The sequence below is a fragment of the Paenirhizobium cremeum genome (assembly GCF_022884085.1).
GTDB classification, from domain to species: Bacteria; Pseudomonadota; Alphaproteobacteria; order Rhizobiales; family Rhizobiaceae; genus Allorhizobium; species Allorhizobium cremeum.
Genome location: NZ_JAGGCS010000015.1, coordinates 108,120 through 126,684 on the forward strand (window position 1 = coordinate 108,120; position 18,565 = coordinate 126,684).

General features: G+C 62.2%; 17 protein-coding genes and 2 pseudogenes. 10 read left to right on the top strand and 9 right to left on the bottom strand.

Features of this window, described 5'->3' with window-relative positions; translation table 11 throughout:
* Positions 1-12: 12 nt before the first annotated feature.
* The 7 genes from J5N58_RS22075 to J5N58_RS22105 all read left to right on the top strand — a co-directional run bounded on the left by J5N58_RS22075 (position 13) and on the right by J5N58_RS22105 (position 6,385).
* Complete coding sequence (locus J5N58_RS22075) at positions 13-1,959, top strand: AfsR/SARP family transcriptional regulator (protein ID WP_112831272.1); 1,947 nt, start codon at positions 13-15, stop codon at positions 1,957-1,959.
* A 12-nt stretch (positions 1,960-1,971) separates the two neighbouring features.
* The gene (locus J5N58_RS22080) at positions 1,972-2,403 is read left to right on the top strand and encodes a hypothetical protein (protein WP_112831273.1); all 432 of its coding nucleotides are present in this window, start codon (positions 1,972-1,974) and stop codon (positions 2,401-2,403) included.
* Entirely contained in the window at positions 2,404-3,621 is a 1,218-nt protein-coding gene (locus J5N58_RS22085) for a YcaO-like family protein (RefSeq protein ID WP_244713085.1), read from the top strand. It abuts the gene before it with no gap.
* Between the two features lie 4 nt (positions 3,622-3,625).
* Positions 3,626-4,321, top strand: coding sequence for a TfuA-like protein (locus tag J5N58_RS22090; protein ID WP_112831274.1), 696 nt, complete (start codon positions 3,626-3,628; stop codon positions 4,319-4,321).
* Positions 4,322-4,335: 14 nt separating this feature from the next.
* Positions 4,336-5,502, top strand: a complete 1,167-nt coding sequence (locus J5N58_RS22095; protein ID WP_244713087.1) for a hypothetical protein — start codon at positions 4,336-4,338, stop codon at positions 5,500-5,502.
* 87 nt (positions 5,503-5,589) lie between these two features.
* On the top strand, positions 5,590-6,036 hold the full coding sequence (locus J5N58_RS22100; protein WP_112831276.1) for a helix-turn-helix domain-containing protein: 447 nt from the start codon (positions 5,590-5,592) through the stop codon (positions 6,034-6,036).
* A gap of 124 nt (positions 6,037-6,160) precedes the next feature.
* Positions 6,161-6,385, top strand: coding sequence for a hypothetical protein (locus J5N58_RS22105; RefSeq protein ID WP_162708364.1), 225 nt, complete (start codon positions 6,161-6,163; stop codon positions 6,383-6,385).
* Between the two features lie 86 nt (positions 6,386-6,471).
* Here J5N58_RS22105 and J5N58_RS22110 read toward each other — a convergent pair.
* Positions 6,472-7,165 (bottom strand): annotated as a pseudogene (locus J5N58_RS22110) (3'-5' exonuclease); the annotation flags it as partial.
* Between the two features lie 85 nt (positions 7,166-7,250).
* On the opposite strand from J5N58_RS22110, the pseudogene J5N58_RS22115 reads away from it, so the two are divergent.
* Positions 7,251-7,929: pseudogene (locus J5N58_RS22115) on the top strand (IS6 family transposase).
* A gap of 614 nt (positions 7,930-8,543) precedes the next feature.
* Here the strand turns inward: J5N58_RS22115 and J5N58_RS22125 are convergent.
* The 8 genes from J5N58_RS22125 to J5N58_RS22160 all read right to left on the bottom strand — a co-directional run bounded on the left by J5N58_RS22125 (position 8,544) and on the right by J5N58_RS22160 (position 15,405).
* Complete coding sequence (locus J5N58_RS22125; RefSeq protein ID WP_113443880.1) at positions 8,544-9,158, bottom strand: glutathione S-transferase family protein; 615 nt, start codon at positions 9,156-9,158, stop codon at positions 8,544-8,546.
* A 41-nt stretch (positions 9,159-9,199) separates the two neighbouring features.
* The gene (locus J5N58_RS22130; RefSeq protein WP_244713090.1) at positions 9,200-9,997 is read right to left on the bottom strand and encodes a VOC family protein; all 798 of its coding nucleotides are present in this window, start codon (positions 9,995-9,997) and stop codon (positions 9,200-9,202) included.
* Between the two features lie 156 nt (positions 9,998-10,153).
* Entirely contained in the window at positions 10,154-11,110 is a 957-nt protein-coding gene (locus tag J5N58_RS22135; protein ID WP_112831282.1) for a fumarylacetoacetate hydrolase family protein, read from the bottom strand.
* A gap of 73 nt (positions 11,111-11,183) precedes the next feature.
* A complete protein-coding gene (locus tag J5N58_RS22140; RefSeq protein WP_112831283.1) occupies positions 11,184-11,861 on the bottom strand; it encodes a VOC family protein in 678 nt (225 codons plus the stop codon).
* Positions 11,858-12,292, bottom strand: coding sequence for a VOC family protein (locus J5N58_RS22145; protein WP_112831284.1), 435 nt, complete (start codon positions 12,290-12,292; stop codon positions 11,858-11,860). Before J5N58_RS22145 ends, J5N58_RS22140 begins: the two co-directional genes overlap by 4 nt.
* A 106-nt stretch (positions 12,293-12,398) precedes the next feature.
* Positions 12,399-14,309, bottom strand: a complete 1,911-nt coding sequence (locus J5N58_RS22150; RefSeq protein ID WP_113443882.1) for an acyl-CoA synthetase — start codon at positions 14,307-14,309, stop codon at positions 12,399-12,401.
* A 132-nt stretch (positions 14,310-14,441) separates the two neighbouring features.
* On the bottom strand, positions 14,442-15,101 hold the full coding sequence (locus J5N58_RS22155; protein ID WP_244713092.1) for a TetR/AcrR family transcriptional regulator: 660 nt from the start codon (positions 15,099-15,101) through the stop codon (positions 14,442-14,444).
* Positions 15,094-15,405, bottom strand: a complete 312-nt coding sequence (locus J5N58_RS22160; RefSeq protein ID WP_112831286.1) for a hypothetical protein — start codon at positions 15,403-15,405, stop codon at positions 15,094-15,096. The genes J5N58_RS22155 and J5N58_RS22160 overlap by 8 nt, the downstream gene beginning before the upstream one ends.
* Before the next feature lie 292 nt (positions 15,406-15,697).
* Here J5N58_RS22160 and J5N58_RS22165 point away from each other — a divergent pair, with 292 nt between their 5' ends.
* The gene (locus J5N58_RS22165) at positions 15,698-17,536 is read left to right on the top strand and encodes an FAD-dependent monooxygenase (protein WP_113443883.1); all 1,839 of its coding nucleotides are present in this window, start codon (positions 15,698-15,700) and stop codon (positions 17,534-17,536) included.
* A gap of 314 nt (positions 17,537-17,850) precedes the next feature.
* Entirely contained in the window at positions 17,851-18,534 is a 684-nt protein-coding gene (locus J5N58_RS22170; RefSeq protein WP_112831288.1) for a TetR/AcrR family transcriptional regulator, read from the top strand.
* Positions 18,535-18,565: the final 31 nt, after the last annotated feature.

The following is an 18,565-nucleotide window of genomic DNA, read 5'->3' on the forward strand; positions in this document are numbered from 1 at the left end:
TGCCGTTGTTAGATGTCGACTCAAAGGGGTGATGACGTGGTTGAAGACGCGGAACCTTTAGTGATCCGGCTCTTTGGCATGCCGCGCTGCGAAGCGGGGCATCAGGCGTTTTTTCCCGTTAAAGGCCTGGTCCTTATTGCCGCGCTCCTCCTGTCTCCCTCCCGCTTCCTGACACGCCAGGCGGCAGCATTCCTTTTGTGGGAAGATGCCGAGGAAAAGCGCGCGGCCGCAAATCTTCGTCAGCTTCTGCTCAGGCTGCAACAGCATGCCATTGACGGCGAACCATTCGTCGTTTCGACGATGGCAGGGCTGACCGTTGGTCCAGCGACACGGCGCTCCGATCTCGAGGCGTTCCTGTCGTCGCTTACAGCTGAGGATATCGACAGCAGGCTGAAGGGCATTCTCTCGGTGACCGGTGAGCTCCTGCAAGGGGTCGAGGCCGAAACCGAACAGTTCGATTTCTGGCTGCTATCCCAACGGAACCGTTTGAAGAACCAGTTCTTCGACGCTGTAAGCCGGCTGCTGGATGATATCACCCGCTTCGGCGGTGGAAAAACCGCGGACATCGCGACGATCGCCAATCATGCCTTGCAGCTCGAGCCGGACAGGGAGGAGACCTACCGGCTATTCATGCACGCTTATGCGCGGGCGGGAGACCCGGCTGCCGGCGACCGGATTTTCGACAGACTGACCCGGCACACGCAACTGGACGGACGGTCACCGGAGGCCGAAACGCTTGCGCTTCATCGCCGACTGAAGGGACGCGTGGAAGCGATTGCAGTGTCTCCGTCAGCATCCTCGGCGGGTGCAACTTGCCGGCGTCCCCGGGTCGCATTCCTGCGCCCGACGAGAATTGATGGAAGTAGCTTCCCGTCCTTCGTCCAGGCTTTCGTCGAGGATATCGCTAACAGCCTGGTTCGCTACCGGACATTTGCCGTCATCTCTCCCCATAGCAGTTTCATGACGAGCGACGACGCATCGAACGGGCTATACCGAACGCTACGGGCAGACTATTGCGTCAAGGCGACCGTGTTCGACAACATGCGCGTGTCATTTGCCATGATAGAGGAGGCGACAGGCGAGATCGTCTGGTCGCTCGAGGTCGTCCTGGCGGAGCGCCAGCTCCACTCCGCCTTCAGGATGCTGTCGAAACAGATAGCCGCCGCATTGGCCGAACAGATCGAGCGGCTCCAGCTTGCGCCGGCCCGGCAACATGATGGCGGCGCCTATCAACACCTCCTGTCCGGCCAGCAGCTGCTACGGGGAAAATGCGATCTGCCGCTCCTGCGCAGGGCGCGTTCGGAGTTCCGCAAGGCAATCGAGATAGATCCTCAGATGTCGGTTGCGCGGGCGCGTACGGCGCAATCCCTTCAACTTGAATGGCTCATGCTCGGCGGTGACGACCCACATCTCCTGCACCGGGCGAAGGCCGAAGCGGAAGCCGCGATCGAGATCGATCCGGCACTCGGCATCGGCCACTGGATGCGCGCAGTCGTCGCGCTTTACCAGCGGGATTTCGAGACATCGGCGCAAGGTTTCTTCGAGGCGGAAGCACTGGCGCCCAACTCGGCCGATCTCCTGATCCAGCATGCGGATGCGCTTGCGCATTTCGGGGAAAAGGACCTCGCATGGCAACGCTTCCAGCAGGCGATCGATCTCAACCCGCTGGCTCCGGATATTTACTGGTGGGCGGGCGCCAGCATCGCACTGAAGCGGGATGACTATGGGACGGCGGTGGAACTCTGCACGAAGATGGAGAACGACGAACCAGCTTTGAGGGTGCTGACTGCAAGTCATGCTCTCAATGGAAATCTGGAGGCGGCGCGAGGATATGCACGCCGCCTGCAGGAGATCTATCCTGGTCTGTCGGCCAAGGAGATCAGTGGCGTATCGCCGGACAAGGATCCGGCGGCTAACGAGAAACTTTATACCGCATTTCGATTAGCAGGTATCAAATAGGGGGTTTTTACCATGACGAATTCGCAGTTCTACGTCATCGGCAAGAAGGGCTTTGGTGTGCTCGTTTTGAGGACATCGCCGCTTCGCGCCGCAACGGTGTCTCACGAGGTGATTACCGCCTATGAGGCCAGTCATCCAGGCGTCGACGGTTACGCCCGGATTGCCGCGAAGGCCAAGGCCATGATGGCAAGCCAGGACGGCAAGCCCGACACAGCGCTCGATGAAGTCCAGATCCAGGGCATCGAGGCGCTGATTTCCGGCGGGGCCACGGTTTCGGAAGCGGATTTCGCACTCGTCGGCGAAGTGGTCGATGCGGGATGGGATTTCAACCGCGTCATCCAGCTTCCGATCGAGTCTGCACTTCGCGCTGTCGGCCCGAGCGGAACGGCGGCCGGCGACCTGTTTGAGGCAATTCTCTCAGACACGCCCAACACAACTCCGTAAGTGACGATCGAAGCGAGCGGCGCGGGCGTGGAGATCGGTGGCCCCGACTGCGCAGAGGCGCTCGAGCCAGCGGAACCGGCTCCCGAGACGCTCAGGCGCTTCGGGATCACGCGTGTCGGCGACATAACCGGACTGGACACGATCGGTATTCCGGTCTGGTTTGCCACTCGCCCCAATTCTCGAGGCCTTTCCGTTTCCCAGGGCAAAGGCATCACCATCAGGCAGGCACGCCTGTCGGCCATCATGGAAGCGATCGAGGGCGCCGTCGCCGAAGATACGCAACGTCATGTCTGCGAATATGGCTCTGTCAGAACCATGTCGGCGCGGCACACGTCCACAGTTCCGCTGGAACGGCTTTCCCGCGTCGATGTCGATTGCCTCGATCAGGACCGGGAACGGGCCTGGGTGCGAGGTTTTTCCGTTCGAACCGGAGAGGACGTGCTTGCACCCTACGAGCTCATAGGCCTCGACTTCCGCGCAGGCTTCCCATGGGACCGGCGGGCGTTTCGCATGAGTTCGCTCGGGCTTGCGGCCGGCTTCGATTGCGATCGCGCCATATTGCATGCGCTTCTCGAACTCATAGAACACGACGCCTGTTTTCTGATCGATGCGATGGACACCCGCTCCGTCAGGACACGCAGAGTAAGCATTCCGCCTGCTATTGACCCGTCCCTGGATGGTTTGATTGATCGCCTCGACAAGGCGGAACTGAGGGCAGAGTTCCATGATCTGACAACCGGAAACGGCGTGCCGGTCATCATGGCCAGCATCGAAAGGCATTTTGTGGCGCAGGATGGTCCGGGAATGCGGACGGCTGCCGGTGTGGCCTGCCGTCTCAACCCCCTCGAGGCAGCAACGGTCGCTCTTCTTGAAGCGGTGCAGTCGCGGCTCACCGATATCAGCGGCGCTCGCGATGACCTTTCGCCCGCCCGTTATTGCGGCAATCTCGCCGCATCCATTCGGGAAGAAGAAAAGACGCTGCCGGCAATGATGCCCGAAGGGGGCGAGCTTATCTCGGCAGGCGCTTCCGCAGCACACTGGCAGCGCCTCGCAGCCCATCTCCTGGCAAGCGGGGTGGAGGACATATACGTATTCCCGCTTGAAAGCGGGGAACCGGGCATCAAGGTCGCGCGCGTTCTCGCAAGCGGCCTCTCGTCCCCAGCTGGATCGATAAGCCGCTTTTCCGTAAGTGCCCTGAACACGTTCATGGAGCCCTAGATCGATGGAAACAATTGTCTTCGCCGGTCCCTCGACCTATGGCCTGGATCTCGCACCCCGCTACAACTTCTCCATCCGGCCGCCGGCCGTCGCCGGCGATATCCTGGCAGCAACGCGTAAGGGTGTGCGACGGATCGGCCTCATCGACGGGCTTTATGGTGATTGCGCTGCAGTCTGGCACAAGGAGATCCTGTACGCTCTCTCCCACGGGGTTGCCGTATTCGGCGCGGCCAGCATGGGAGCGCTACGGGCAGCCGAATGCGAGGCTTTCGGCATGACCGGCATCGGCGAGATTTTCCGATCCTACCGGTCGGGAGACAGGGCGTCGGATGCAGACGTCGCCGTCAGCCACGCCCCTCGGGAGCTGGGATATCAGCCCGTGACGATTGCTCTCGTCGATGCCGAGGCAACGATCCAGGGACTTTCTGCCAGCATGGAGCCCGCCGATACCGCATCCCTGATGGCGGCAGCAAGTGCGTTGCATTTCTCCAAGCGGACCTGGAGGTCGATTGCCGGAAAGGCGGGGTTCGGGATCGAGATGGCGCGAACTCTCGCCGAGAATGCCAGGTCGGTCAAACGTGCGGACGCCCTTGAATTGCTCGATACACTGAGAAATGATCCGCCGCCCGAACTGCAGCCGGTTAGCTGGTCGTTCCAGAATACGATCTTCTTTCAAAACCTCGCCGACCGTCTGAGTTGAGAAAAGAAGGCTCGATGCACTCTCCCTGCCGAAAGCCAGCACTGGTGTCCGACTGCGGCGGTATCATCCAGCAGATCGCCTTCGCCATCCCTGATGTTCTTCTCGAAAGCGTGCACGACCGTAACGACGGTCTCCTGGTGCCGATCGGCAATCTGATCGCCACACTTCCCCAAGAGGTGACGGCATTCGTTGTCGTAAGCTCAAACGTGCTGCCTGCCGCCAAGACATGGCTCGCCCGGTTGAAGCCCGGATGTTCACTGACGCTGATCCCGGTTGGCGGTAACACCGGCGGCGTTCCCAGCCCCTGGATCCAGGATTTCTTCCACGTGCGCACGCACGACACCGGAGCCGTCGAGATATTGTCGAGGCCGGACAATGTGGTCGCCAGTCACCTGGCGCATGCTATCGGCGCCGCCACCGTCCCTGTCGCAATCGATCTTGCCGGCGGCGACCAGCTTGTGGGTCCGGACTTCCGGCTGGTCGGATGGTCGAGCATGAGGACGAACGGCCTTCAAACCGGGGATGCCGCGGGACTTCAAGGGCCGGCCATCCTCACCGAGGTGGATCATCGTCCCATCAGGATCTTCGGCTATCAGGTGGCGGACCTCTCGCCGATGGCATCGACAGACGCCACGGGATCTCTCCCGTTCGCCGGTCGCCTTCATCAGGTGGGCTTTCATGTCGATCAGTTCGTCTCGGTGACCGGCCTGGAACGCGATGGCCGACCGCTGCTGCTGGTCGGCGAACCCGACGCACCGGCAAGCCCGCCGAACGGTATCTTCGAAAACCTGCGGCGGCAGCTGGATGCCTCGGTGACCCATCTGATCCGTCAGGGCTTCGCAGTGCTTCGCAACCCGATCCCTGTCGCCATAGCATTAGATAGCGGAAAACGCCTGCCGCGGCTCTACAACAATGTCCTCGTGGAGAACGGACTGCGCCCGGGGCGCCGGAAGCCGCTGATGTGGCTACCGCAGTTCGGCGATCTGGAACCGCTTGAAGATTATGACCGGGCAAATGCAGGGATATGGGAAGAGCTGGGCTTCGATGTCATTCCCGTTTCCGGATGGAGCCGTCTTGCAAGCCGCAATGGCGCCCTCCGTTGCGCGTCCAAGGTTATCAGCAGGCAACGAAATTCACCGGTTATGGACATGCCCATCGCACGGAAAAGCATAACACTTTAGTGAAGTCTCCTGCATCGATAGATTGTACTTTCATAAAATTCTCAACGAGGATATCGTCGCCAGGCGTTGCCAGAATGAGGAATAGACATGTCGACCAAAAACCCCAATCCCATCGACGTTCACGTCGGCATGCAGATCAAGCTGCGCCGCAAGATTTTAAGCATCAGTCAGTCGGCCCTCGGCGATCAGTTGGGGATCACGTTCCAGCAGGTCCAGAAGTATGAAAAGGGCACCAATCGCGTCGGAGCCTCGCGCCTTCAGGCAATCGCAAAGATCCTCGGTGTCGATGCCGCGTTCTTTTTCCAGAGCGCACCGGGGGCGGCCACTCCACCCCAGACCCAACAGAGAACCGAAGCCAGCGAGTTGCAGACCTTCCTGACATCGCAGGATGGGTTTGCGCTCAACCAGGCGTTTTTCAAGATCAAGGACCAGAATATCCGTCGGCAGGTCGTCGCCCTGGTCAAGGCTTTCGCGGAGGCGGAAGAAGGTTTCGGCAAGGCGGCCGCTACCGCCGGCGACGCAAAGCATCCCTAAACGTTCAGTCCCTTCTGTATCACGTCACACCCGTGTGACGTTCGCGTGACGCCCTGTGTGCTCTAGTTCCGGTACGCGGCATGGTGCTGCGTCCGGGCGCACATTGCGAGAGGCCGATATGCGGGTGTTTGAGGTAACTGAGGCGGGCGACGAGGAAGATCTGCTCGCCCTGGGGCGGATGGTGTCTTACGCCTGCCAGCGGGCCAAGACGATGAATCTCGAGTTCTCGACCTATTGTCTCGAGATGGCGATGATGTCGCTGATGCAGGATCTTGCGAGATCCGAGCCGAAACGACCGAAGCCGGAAGAGCGGGCCGCTAAGGTGAGCATCGGGTCAGGGTTCCACTGACCCAACCCGCTGCCGGAGGTTCTCACCCACAAGCCGGGGCATGCATGTTCACCACGTTGCCATGGGCCGAAATCACCAGGCATAGCTCATGAGCCCGCTCTGAACCTGTCGAGGGCCGTCAGGTACTTGACTGGCGGATCGGCGTCCCAACGGTAGATTTCCGATCTCAGGAAATGCAGTTCTTCATCGAGCCTTTCTTCCGGCAACTCCACCCACCAGGATTTCGGGCGAGCATCGGAACCGTCCGACCAGCGATAACCGCGCGCCTTGAGGTGATCCTTCATGTCGAACGGGCTGTTTTCCGCATAGATGCGCACCCGCGATGACTGGCTGGCTTGATGGAGTTCCGCAAATGGTGTCCCGACAGCATCCGGCCCTGCCTGTCCGAGAACCTGCAGCAGCGCGAAGCAATCGTCGACCGCACGATGTCCTTCATGGAAATATCCCGACTGTCCCACAAGATAACCGAGCTTGCTTCCCTCAAATCCTCGCGCCGACCAGTCGATTTCCGAAACGGAGCAGGCCCAGGCCTTGTTGGTAAAGACCGGCGACAAGGCCTCGCAGAACGGGCGATCGAAGCCGGCATTATGGGCAATGATGAGATCGCCCGGTTCGATAAGAGATTTCAGTCGCAGGAGGTCGATTGCCTGACCGGTGAGCATGTCATCTGTAATCCCGGTCAGACGGATGATCTCCGGGGGGGAGCGGATTGCCCGGCTGCTGGAGACCACCATAAACGGCCGTCACGTCGCCAATGCCGCCATTGTCATTGAAGGTGAAGGGGGCCTGTCGCAAATTTTCTTGGTTAACGGCCTGTTGACCATCAGCGGAGAAATTCCCGCTCCCAATGTAGCGGAGCGTAGCCATGATTCTGAATGCCATTGCCGAAAAGCTGAAGCGCCAATCGAAGGATGACTTCAAGGGGCGGCATTTCGAGGCAATGGCTCATTGTTCAGGCCGTTGCCTGGTACTTGCGCTATCCAGTCCTTGCCTACGCGCCGATGATAGAGAAATGGCTGCGCCAGTTCCGCAGACCCCATTGCGGTTCGGTCCGCATTGACGAAACCTACGTCAAGATCCGCGGCAAGTGGCGTTACCTGTACCGCGCCATCGATAAGCACGGAAATCTGGTCGACTTCCTGCTAACGGCAAAGCGCGACCTCGATGCTGCCAAGCGGTTTTTCCGCAAGATGCTGAAGGACGAGCCCCTGCTGTCGCCGGGCAAGATCGGTACCGACGGTGCCAATACGTTCCCCTCAACGATCAAAACGGCCGTCGATGACGGGCCCCTGCATCCAGACCCGGCACATTATGTCACCAAGCATCTACAGCAAAGGATCGAGAGCGATCACTTCCGAGTGAAGAAGAACATGTCGAAGATCGGTGGCTTTCAATCCTTCAAAACCGCGCGACGAACGATTGCCGGCTTCGAGGCGATGTTGTGGCTGCGGAAGGGGTTCGGCTTCACCAACGATTGGACCGTCAACGATCAGAATGATCTGCTCGCGCGCCTCTTCGGACTTCAAAAAGTTAACAAAGCGTAAAGAGGCGGCCGCTTAATGGATCGTCTTGTCCTATCGGACAGTTTGCGACAGGCCTGGCAAGACTGCCAAGCCCGACAAGCGAACCGAATTGCTACGCGGAAGGAAGGGTTGAGCACAGGGATTGAACAGCCTCGCTACCAACCTTGTTATTTCAAGATACGACGCATGCGGCAGATCAACCTTGTTGGGGGGCGATTTCAGCCAACCTGACGAGTAATGTCAACAATCGCGCTGTTTTACCCAGTGACGGCGCTCGGACCGTTAGGCACAAGCGTCCAGAATCCATCTCCTCAAGCCATGGTGCAATCAGCTCAGCAAGACATCGCTTGCGGCCCTCAAGGTTCATGACGACCTCAGGCAACATCTTGACCTTAACCTGACAGTCCCGGGCATCGGGCCGCACTGATCCTGATCATTCGCATGCCGGAGCTCGGCACCACGTCACGGGAACAGGTCGCGAGCCTGGTGGGTCTGGCGCCATTCGACGACGATTCGGCCAGTCGGCGTGGTCGACGGTTTGCGACAAGCGCCTATTCTGGACCAAAGAGAGACAGCGGCAAGGGCCGGCGACCGCTTGCCGGCTCCGACGCTCCGTTGACGCGTCCGGAAATGAGTCAGTTGAAGGACGCGTTAATGGCCCGGATGACGCTCGGGCGCTTCAGCATCCGGTCGAAGAAGGCGTTCAGCTTGACGGGCAGATCCATGTTGAAAGCCTTGGCCCAGGACGTGACGTAGAACAGGGCGGCATCGGCCACACTTGGCCGGGAGCCCGAAAGCCATTGAGCCTCGCCCAAGGACTTCGAGACATGACGCAGGCCTTCGCTCATCACCTTGAGCCCGTGGGCGCGCAACTCCTCCTGGGCGGCCGACAATGACACGAACTTGCCCGGCATGAAGGCCAGGACAAAGCCGCGCATGTGAACGGTGCCCACGATAAATTCCAGTGCCTCGATGACCCGCGCTGCGGCGTCGGGCTCCCGGGGAAGCAGTTCCGCCTCGGGAAACGACCAGGCCAGCCAGAGCGCGATGGCCTGGAACTCGGTCAGCACCGTGCCGTCATCACGCAACAGTGCGGGCACCTTGCCCTTGGGATTGACGGCCAGGAAGGCCTGCTCGCGCTGTTGGCCGGTAGATAGGTCGACGAGGGCGAGCTGGTAAGGAACGCCGATTTCCTCGAGAAGAATGCGGATCCCAACGGAACAGGATCGCGGTGCATGAAAGAGCTGCATGATCTGTCTGACCTTTGCTGGTTGATATGCCGTGGCCGCCCTCAGGCCTGCGCCAGGCTGAAGGCGAAGTCCGTTTCCCAGGCGGAGAGTTCGCTGATCTTCCACTCGCGCGGCGTCATGGGATAGTGGCCGTGCCAGGGTCGCGGCTCGCACATGTTCAGCTCCGGGATGAACACATCCATGTCTGTGTAGAGCTCGATCAGAACCTGATCGGGGTCATAGTGATAGCCGGCTATGTTATGACCGGCCGTATGGCGCGAGGGACCCCATTTCACGGCGAGCCCGCGATCGGCGAGCACGTCGCAGGCCATGGCATGGCTGGCATTTTCCTTGAGCTCGAACGCGATGTGGTGGACCCGGTTGTCCGGCAGGGCGACGATGTTGACGACATGGTGTTCGCGGTTGCAGGTGACGAAATTGGAAATGCCGGCAATGGTGTCGGTGAACCAGAAGCCCAGGATGTCCGTGAAGAAGGATTTCAACTTCAGGCCGTCGGCCGAAATCACCGCCACATGTCCAAGTCGCAGTGGCGAAACGCCGGTTCGCTTGAAGCCGGGGGCCGGGGCCTCGATGTCGGTGTAAAGCTGGAGCGTGATGCCCCGCACCGGCTCGACCTCCACGAGTTCGCGGATGCCCGGCTGGCTGTCTGACTTCACCTGCGGGCTGAGGCCCAGCGCGCCGAGTTCGGCCACCAGCGCCTTCAGGTCGGTGCCCGGATGGAGCTGGAAGCCGAGATGGCCGATGGCCTTCTGTTTGGCTTGCCGCAGGACGATATTGTGGTGGTCGTAGCCGATCGAAAGATAGCTTTCCCCGTCATGGCCGACGGCCGTCTCGGTCATGCCAATGGTTTCGGCATAGTGATCCCGCGCGCGCGATCCGGCGTCTCGAGGGCGACATATCCCAGCTGGAATACTTTGGGTGCGAAAGGTCTGTTCATCGTTTTCTCCTTGCATGGATGGATGAGGTGGGGCTCTGCCAGCGACGGTTCGTCGGCCTCAGGCGTCGACGATGTCGACCAACTGCGTTCCGAAATCGACGGTGCCGTCATCGGTGCGCATTTCGGCGCGCACAATGTCGCCGGGTGAGAGGTAATGGGCATTCGCGGTCGCCTCGGTGACGATCGCCTCCCGGCGCTCGGAATCCTTGAACAGCCGGGTCGTCAGAATCTGACCGAGAGGCGGGGTCGCCTGCAGGATGACGCCGCCCGGCGTTCCGGTCAGGACGAGATCGCCGGCAGACAGATCCATCAGGGAAACGATGTCGTTGAGGCAGGCTTCCGGAGGGAAGATGAGGTCACGCGTGTGGGCGCTCTGGCGCAGTTCGTCATTGAGCCAGAGGCGGATCTCGATCCTGTCGAACAGATCCGCGACCTCTTCCGGCTCGGGGATCACCAGCCAGGGCCCGCAGGGGCAGAAGGTGCGCGCGCTCTTGCCCCGGAACCACTGCAAAAAGGCCTCGCCAAACATGATGTCGCGGGCCGAGACGTCGTTGCACAGGACGAGGCCGCCGACGAAGTCGCCGAGGTTGTCGCGTGTGACGTGATCGCCGGCAGTCAGCGGGCGCTTGAGGACAAGGCCAAGCTCAACCTCGTAGTCGAGCATCTGGCACCCGGCCGGCCGCACGACCGGATCGAACGGGCCGGAGAGCGATGAGCCGGCCTTCATGAACAGCAGGTTCTTGTGGCGTGCGCCATGACCCGACTGATCCGCGTGGTCCAGATAGTTGAGGCCCTGGCAGACGATCTGTGCCGGCGCGGTCACGGGGCTGAGGATCGCAACCGAGCTTAAGGGCAAGCGTTGCGCGCTGGTTTGCTTTCGAAGCTCGTCCGTCGGAACACGCAGCAGATCGGCAGTGGACGAATACGTGCCTTCGAGCGGTGCAATCGCGTCGCTCTCCAGGATGCCCCATGCGGTCGCACCATCGACGGAATAACGCGTCACTCTGACTACCATGTCATTTCCTTTCCATGTCGAAGAAGAGAGGCCCTGCGAGCGCTCTTGCCTTGTTTCGGGATGCCGATTGGCGCTAGGCGCGGTCCTTGCCCCTGCGGTCCCCGTATCGAGCGCGGTAGTTTTCGATGGTGTCCATCGCGCCGCAGAACTCGACATTGTGCCAGTCGGGATCGTAGAGGTAGCAGGCGACGTTGCCGCCGGTTTCGCCATCGCCCAGGGGTGGCTCACCATTGTGGCGGACAGGGCCGTAGTTCAGCTGGAAGCCGTCTGCCTGCTGCTGTCGGGCAAAGGCCAGGACATCCTCGAGCCGGTTTCCCTTCACCTCGAGCGCGAAGTGGAAGAAGCTCATGCCCGACGGTATGGTGATCCTGCCGGACGGGTCGTATTCCTCGACGAGGACCAGGCATTCCTCGTGATCGAGCGCGCTCATGTAGCAGCACCGGACCTGCCAGTCCGGCTTGAACGGATGCGGCTCGGGCGGGCAGGTGCGGCTGTGGATCATGCCGGCCACCCTCTCGTACCAGGCGCGGCTCCGCTCGATGTTGCGGACATAGATCGACAACTGCCCGATGTGGGACACGAGCGAGGGTTTGAAGACGCCGTAATCCTCCGTCTTGTTGGAGAAGCGGCGCTTGGTCAGGGTCGGCCACAAGAGCACCAGTTCACGGAACCATTTGCGTTTCAGCAGGCCGGCGAAACGCAGCTTGTAGAACGGCAGCACGTTCGGCGGAACGAAATCGGTCTGGGTCATCTGCTCGGCTCCTCAATGATCTCGATCCAGTGGTTGTCCGGGTCGCGCACGCAGAAGGCCCGCGTCACGGGACGCGCCGAGGCAAGCATTCGGCCCTCGCGGATCGGCAGGCCCATCTCGCCCGCGCGGCGCCGGACGTCGTCGAAGGCCGCCGGGTCATGCACCGCAAGCGCGAAATGCAGCATGGAGTTGTTGTCCATCTTCAGCTTGTGGTGCTTCACCATGCAGAGATCGTGATGGTGAAAGCCGAAGGAGAAGAAGTGCATTTCCTGTTGCGACAAGCGCATCGCCGCGCTGCTGTCGGGATGATTGAGTGCGGAGAACTGCAGATCGAGGAGCCTGACATAGAAAGTCTTCGATCGCTCCAGATCGCTCACGTAGAAGACGTGGTGCTGGAGGTTGGTGACCGGAATTCGGGCCGTGGCGTTCATGGCTGGCTCTCCTTGCGCCCGGCCGTGCGGGATTTCGCCGACGCAGGCGAGCGGGCGCCGGCGGGAATGGTCGTCATCATGATTGTTCCTTTCTCTTTGCGGGTTGTCACAGGAACTGCACCTTGAAGGTGTGGCCGCCGAGTTTCTCGCGTAGGGCGGCCGCGTCGCCTTCGACGGCAATCCTTGCAAGCAGCCCCAGTCTTTCGTCCTGAACGACCGACAGGGAGATGAGCGTGGCCCCGGTGGAGGCGGCCTCCTGGCGCACGACATCCTCGATCTCGAGCATCGACAGCGCCGGCTTGAAGATCTTGCCGACGGCGGTCACGGGCAGGGCGTCGAGGATGCGCACCGCCTTCGGATGCGCCGCGCGTTCCGGGATCCGGTCGATGGCGTGGGCGAGCAGTTCCGCCTCGGAGGCGCTGGTTTCCTCCTTCAACTGAACGTATAGGACCGGAAGCTCGCCGGCGCGTTCATCGGGGCGTCCGACGGCCGCGGCAAGCCGCACCGCGGGATGGTCCTGCACCGCGTTCTCGATCAGCTTGGGATCGATGTTGTGGCCGCCGCGGATAATCAGCTCCTTCTTGCGGCCGGTAAGCCAGAAGTACCCTTGCGCATCTTGGCGCGCGAGGTCGCCGGTGTTGAGCCAGCGCTTGCCGTCGATGTCGAGCCACAGCCCCTTGTTGTGTTCCGGATTGATGTACCCGGCGAAGACGTTCGGCCCACGGATGGCCAGCACCCCGACTTCCTCGGGGCCGGCAAAGCCGACGAAGCCGCCGGCCTCATCGACCCGGACCACCGCCATCCGCTGATAGGGCAGCCTGAGGCCGATCGAGCCGATACGCCGTTCGCCCTCGGGTGGATTGATGCTCGAGACGCAGGCGCCTTCCGTCAGGCCATAGGCCTCAAGGATATGAATGCCGGTGGCTTTCTCGAAATTGCGGAACAGTTCGACGGGCATGGGCGCTGCGCCGCAGAAACCGTAGCGCACGCTCGAAATGTCCCGGCCGGCCAGGGGCACCTGCAACAGGGCCGCGTAAACGGTCGGCACGCCCGAGAAGGCAACGATGCCGTAGTGCTCGACAATCTGCCAGAAGCGCGGCACGAGCCCCTCTGCGCGATAGCCCTGGCCCGTGCCGATGACGACATGGGCGCCCTTTCCCCAGGGGATCAGACCGGTGACCAGCTGCCCGTTGACGTGAAACAGCGGCAGGCCGCAGAAGATCGCCTTACCCGGTTCAAATGCATCGCCAATGAAGGCGCAGCTCGACCAGGCATCGAACACTTCGGAGAAATGCGTGCGCGCTGCGATCTTGGGAAGTCCCGTCGTGCCGCCGGTGCACAGATAGGAGGAAATGTCGTTGCCCTGCGGCAGCTCGAAGGTCAGCCGATCGGCCGGTTCTTCTGCCATTTCTTGTCGCAGCTCCAGGATCGGCAGGGATAGCCCCTCGACGGCGGCGGGCGGCTGGCCGGCTGGCATACCGAGATAAGGCGCGAGGCTGACGGTCAGGATGCCGTGGAGGCTCGGCACGTCGGCTGCTGCCCGGATTGCCTTCTGCCAGATGTCTGCTCCCGGCGTCGGCGCAAGCGTGACGAGCCATTTTGCCCTGCCGGTGACCAGAAGCCCCGAAATCTGCTCCGCTTCGAGGAGCGGGTTGATCGCAAAGGCGATGCCGGCGGCTTCTCCGCCCCAGATCACGAAATGGGTTTCGGGCAGATTGGGCAGCATGAAGGCGACGACGTCGTGACGGCCGATTCCCAGCCGTCGAAGGGCATTGGCCGCCCGTGTGATGTCGGCGAGCAGTTCCCGGTGCGTCCAGACGAAGGGACGCTGAAAGTCCTCGGCCCGCAGAAAGAACGAGAGCGCCGGTTGATTCGGCGCGATCACCGCACCCCGCGCCAGGGCCTCATAGGTGCTGTCCGGCAGGTCGCGCTGCGCAAGCGGCATTTGCTCGAAGGCCTCGACATCGCGCAAAGCGACGATCGGGTGCCCGAAGTCGTCAGGGGGTGTTGCAGGCATGGTCAGGTCTCCCGGTAGATCCGCGCGGCGTTCGATCGGCAGCGAGGAGGTCTTGAACTGTTGGTGCGCCGGAGCGGCCTTGGGTCGGCGTGAAAGGTTGCGGCGCCCGCTGCGCCGGCGGGGGCGCTGTCGTCATCGGTTCAGCACCAGTCTCGCGTGGCGAAGGGGCTCGACGCTGAAGGCCACCAGGTCTTCCGCCGTGATCAGCATTCGCCGCAATGGCCAGTGCTTCAGCGCTTTTGGCTCCCAGATCGCAGCCGTTGCTGCGCACAGGCATTCGGCGGTGTGAAGACTGTTCGTCAAAGGGAACTCGCCGGTCTGTACCCCCTCAGACACATGGGTGGCGATGACCTCTCTCACGCGGGTGACGTGGGCCTCGAAGGCGGGCCAGCGACCTTCATCCGCGACCGCGAGCAGCGCGAAGAGGTTCCCCTTCTCATGCATGAGCGCCACGGCCCGGCGATGGAGATCCAGCAGCAATGCCTGGATCATCTGCGCGCGCCCGTTTGCCTCGATTGCCTCGATCTCGGGATGGCCGGAGGGAAAGGTGCTGTCGAGGATCCAGGCGACCAGCCTGTCGTTGAGCGCCATCTTCGATGGAAAGAACCGATAGACGCTGGCCGTGGAAATGCCGAGATGGCTGGCGATGTCGCAGACGTTGAGTTTCCCGATTCCATAGAGTGTGCACAGGGTTTCGGCGGCACTGAGAACGCGTGTGGCCTGCATGCCCAGGCTCTTCTCGCCCGGTGTTGGCCGGCCGGTTTGCGAGCGGCAGGGATCGCCATCACGCATCGGCGCCTCCGTGCTGATCGGCAGCGGCGGAAGGCGCGAGCCTCGGTTCTCCGAGAGAGATGCTATCGGAGAGAACGCAACCGCACCGGGCGCCGCCGGGAGGGTGAGAGAACCGGCCGTTCCGGATCTCGATGATCCGGCCGAGGCTTCTGTCCTGGAGGCTGATCCAGGCGACGAGATCCCGTTGCCGTAAGCGCTCGGCGAATGCCGGAAAGCGGCGTGCCGTGTGGTTCATCATTTTCGGCAAGGCAAGCAGGATGGCGCGAAAAAGCGGACGGCGCATGCGCGAACGATCTTTCAGCATGGACGGCCCACCCGCCGGCTACGCCGATCTTCCCAAAGTCCAGGCGTGAAGGGCCCGGACGCGACGTCGTCCCGTGCTGACATTCCTCTCGGGCCTCCTCAAACCCTCAACTCCGTATTGACGGTAATTTCAATTTGACTGTAAAGTCAATTCTAAATTGGGAGAGGAGCGCAAGGGCAACGGATCTGCGGGTGGAGGGTGTGAGGGGTCTGACAAGGGCGACCTGTCTGATGCTTTCGACCAAAGCTGGCGATGCGGTGTCTGTGGCGGGTACATCGGAGGAGAACCTGAAATGATCCCTGTATCACCTGTAAAACGTGCCGACATCGACGTGCCGGTCCTGATCGTTGGGGGCGGCGGCGCCGGCCTGACTTGTTCCATGCTGCTGTCGCAGCTGGGCATCGAGACGCTTCTCGTCAGCGCCCTGCCGACGACATCGATCCTGCCGAAAGCGCATGTGCTCAATCAGCGCACCATGGAGATCCTCGACGATGTCGGGATCGCAGAGGCGATCTATGCCAAGAGCACGCCGGCGGAGAACATGAGCGCGATGGGCTGGTATGCCGGGTTTGCCGGCGCCGATCCGGAGATGGGACGGTTGATCGCAAAGCTCGAGACCTGGGGCGGTGGCTACACCAATGTCAATTGGATCCAGGCGAGCCCCTGCCGCAGCGCAAACCTGCCGCAGATACGGCTGGAACCGATCATGAAGGCGCGCGCGGACGCGCTCAATCCGGGTGGCGTTCGCTTCCACCACGAGCTGACGCGTCTGGAGCAGGATGACGAAGGTGTCCTTGCCTGGGTTCTGAATAGCGACACCGGCTCGGAATACACAGTGCGCGCGCGCTACCTGCTGGGTTGCGACGGCGGCCGTACCATTCCCCGGCTGGTCGGCATCGCCCATGAGGGCCTTGGTGTCATTGCCCAGACCGCGACGGCGCATATCTCGGCCGACCTGTCGAAGCTGGCGAAGGATCCGGACGTTCTCATCCGCTGGATCTGGTGCCCGGCGATCGGAGAAATGGCCGTGCTCGTGCCGATGGGGCCGGACCATTGGGGGCCGGACAGCGAGGAATGGGTCTTCCATGTCACCTATCGCGGCGAGGGGCCGAAGGATCTAACCGACGATCAGATCGAGCAGACCATGCGTCTTGCCCTCGGCATTCCCGACCTGCCGATGAAGGTGCACAAGGTGACCCGCTGGGCCCTGGAAGGTGTGCTGGCGTCGAAGTTCCGAGCCGGACGTGTCTTTCTGGTGGGTGATGCGGCGCACCGCCATCCGCCGACCGGAGGTCTCGGCCTGACCAGCGGCATCCAGGATGCGCACAATCTGTGCTGGAAGCTGGCGGCCGTCCTCAAGGGGGAGGCAGAAAAGGCGTTGCTCGACACCTATGAGGCAGAACGGCGTCCGGTCGATGCGCGCAACATCCAGCGCTCGATGGAGAACTCCATGGCGCATATGGAGGCGGGCGCTGCCTTTGGCCTCAATCCGGCAGCGTCGGCCGAGGAGAACTGGGCGCAATTCCGGCGTATCCTCAGCGGCCGACCGGACGATGCCGGGTTCCGCAGCGGTGCGCTTCGGGCCATTCGCCGCCTGAGCATGGAAGCCAATGAGCTGAACGTCGAGTACGGTTATCGTTACCAGTCGGCCGCGATCGTTCCCGACGGTTCCTCCCTGCCGGAGGCGATCGATGATATCCGCCTCTATGAACCCAGCACCTTCCCCGGCAGCCCCCTGCCGCATGCATGGCTGGACGACGAAGCCGGCAACCGTCTGCCGATCAAGGATCTGGTCAAGCCCGGCCGCTTCCTGCTGATCGCTGGCGAAAGGGGAGAGCCGTGGTGTTCGGCCGCCCTTGCGCTTGCGGCCGAACACGGCCTGCCGATCGACGCGGTTCGTATCGGCCATATCGACGGCGATCTGTTCGATCCGCGGCTTGCCTGGGCGCAGTTCCGGGGGATCTCGGACAAGGGAGCGGTGCTGGTGCGACCCGACCGGGTGGTCAGCTGGCGCCACAGCGGAGCCGCTGCAGACCCGCAGGGCGTGCTCGGCGAGGCCTTGAGACGCGTGCTTGCCCACCGCGTGGTTCCCACGGATGCGTCGGCCGCCGAACAGACTCCGGCCGAATAGCCGGCACGGAATGCAAGGAGACGGGGGGATGCTGGCCTCGAAGGTCATCCCCGGCGCTGTTGCGAAGGCCGGCCCGCGACCGCGGGTCGGCTGCGCCCCGCGTCTCCTTGCAGCCCTTTCACCCGTCGTGCATTGCCAGGGACATCCGGCCAAGCCAACCCGTGCGCTATTGACCGCTGCACTGGCGAGACTAGGATTGGCGGCGGTCCCGGCTTCGGCCACGGACCATGAGAATTGATCCGCCGTCCCCGTCGTCCGCTGTCCCTGATGAACTGTAGACCACACGGGGAAGACGTGCGGGCTCAGGAGCGGTGATGGCACGAATCAATCTGGAGCGTAGGGCGGCGATCGGCGAGGCGAAGCGCGCACGAACGCGGGCGGCGATCCTTGAAGCGGCGCGGACCTGTTTTTCCGACCCGGACACGCCCTCTCCGACCGTAGAGGCGGTCACCCAGGCCGCAGGCGTTGCCAAGGGCACGTTTTACTTCCACTTTCGCGATCTTCAGGCCCTGGAGGCCGAGCTCGGAGAGGCATTGCTGGCCGAATTGAGCGAACGGCTCGAACCCGCGCGCTTGGTGGTCGACAACCCGTTGACCCGCATCGCGACGGCCGTGACCATCCTTTTGCGCGATCTGGCAGCGGCGCCCACCGATGCCCGTCTTGCCGCCCGTGCGGCAGTGACGCTTCCGGATGTCGCAGCGGCGGTCCAGGCGAGACTGAAGGCCGACCTGACGCAGGCCCAGTCGGCGGGAAATCTGGCGGTCGGGTCCGTGGATCTCGCGGCCCGCATCGTCGTTGCGTTCATCGAGCAGGCTTCCTGGCTCTTCAGTGCCGGACGGATAGATGCAACGGCCGTCCCGGATATCGTGCGAGCGATCCTGCGCGCCCTGGGATGTCCCGTGGAAGAGGCGGCGTTGCGCGCCGACGAGGCAGCGCGCAACGCCGAGGCCTTTGCCAACCGGACGTCGGATGCAGCTTCCAAAGGCCCGAGTGCTTGATGCTAACCAGCACGATGTCTGCTCAGGATTC

What these genes read in the sequence shown, in the direction of transcription:
- J5N58_RS22095 (WP_244713087.1), top strand. Translation starts at nt 4,336, where the DNA reads ATGCACTCTCCCTGCCGAAAGCCAGCACTGGTGTCCGACTGCGGCGGT.
- J5N58_RS22130 (WP_244713090.1), bottom strand. Translation starts at nt 9,997, where the DNA reads ATGACCGAGACGGCCGTCGGCCATGACGGGGAAAGCTATCTTTCGATC.
- J5N58_RS22165 (WP_113443883.1), top strand. Translation starts at nt 15,698, where the DNA reads ATGATCCCTGTATCACCTGTAAAACGTGCCGACATCGACGTGCCGGTC.
- J5N58_RS22125 (WP_113443880.1), bottom strand. Translation starts at nt 9,158, where the DNA reads ATGCAGCTCTTTCATGCACCGCGATCCTGTTCCGTTGGGATCCGCATT.
- J5N58_RS22090 (WP_112831274.1), top strand. Translation starts at nt 3,626, where the DNA reads ATGGAAACAATTGTCTTCGCCGGTCCCTCGACCTATGGCCTGGATCTC.
- J5N58_RS22135 (WP_112831282.1), bottom strand. Translation starts at nt 11,110, where the DNA reads ATGGTAGTCAGAGTGACGCGTTATTCCGTCGATGGTGCGACCGCATGG.
- J5N58_RS22150 (WP_113443882.1), bottom strand. Translation starts at nt 14,309, where the DNA reads ATGCCTGCAACACCCCCTGACGACTTCGGGCACCCGATCGTCGCTTTG.
- J5N58_RS22160 (WP_112831286.1), bottom strand. Translation starts at nt 15,405, where the DNA reads ATGCTGAAAGATCGTTCGCGCATGCGCCGTCCGCTTTTTCGCGCCATC.
- J5N58_RS22080 (WP_112831273.1), top strand. Translation starts at nt 1,972, where the DNA reads ATGACGAATTCGCAGTTCTACGTCATCGGCAAGAAGGGCTTTGGTGTG.
- J5N58_RS22140 (WP_112831283.1), bottom strand. Translation starts at nt 11,861, where the DNA reads ATGACCCAGACCGATTTCGTTCCGCCGAACGTGCTGCCGTTCTACAAG.
- J5N58_RS22145 (WP_112831284.1), bottom strand. Translation starts at nt 12,292, where the DNA reads ATGAACGCCACGGCCCGAATTCCGGTCACCAACCTCCAGCACCACGTC.
- J5N58_RS22155 (WP_244713092.1), bottom strand. Translation starts at nt 15,101, where the DNA reads ATGCGTGATGGCGATCCCTGCCGCTCGCAAACCGGCCGGCCAACACCG.
- J5N58_RS22100 (WP_112831276.1), top strand. Translation starts at nt 5,590, where the DNA reads ATGTCGACCAAAAACCCCAATCCCATCGACGTTCACGTCGGCATGCAG.
- J5N58_RS22075 (WP_112831272.1), top strand. Translation starts at nt 13, where the DNA reads ATGTCGACTCAAAGGGGTGATGACGTGGTTGAAGACGCGGAACCTTTA.
- J5N58_RS22170 (WP_112831288.1), top strand. Translation starts at nt 17,851, where the DNA reads ATGGCACGAATCAATCTGGAGCGTAGGGCGGCGATCGGCGAGGCGAAG.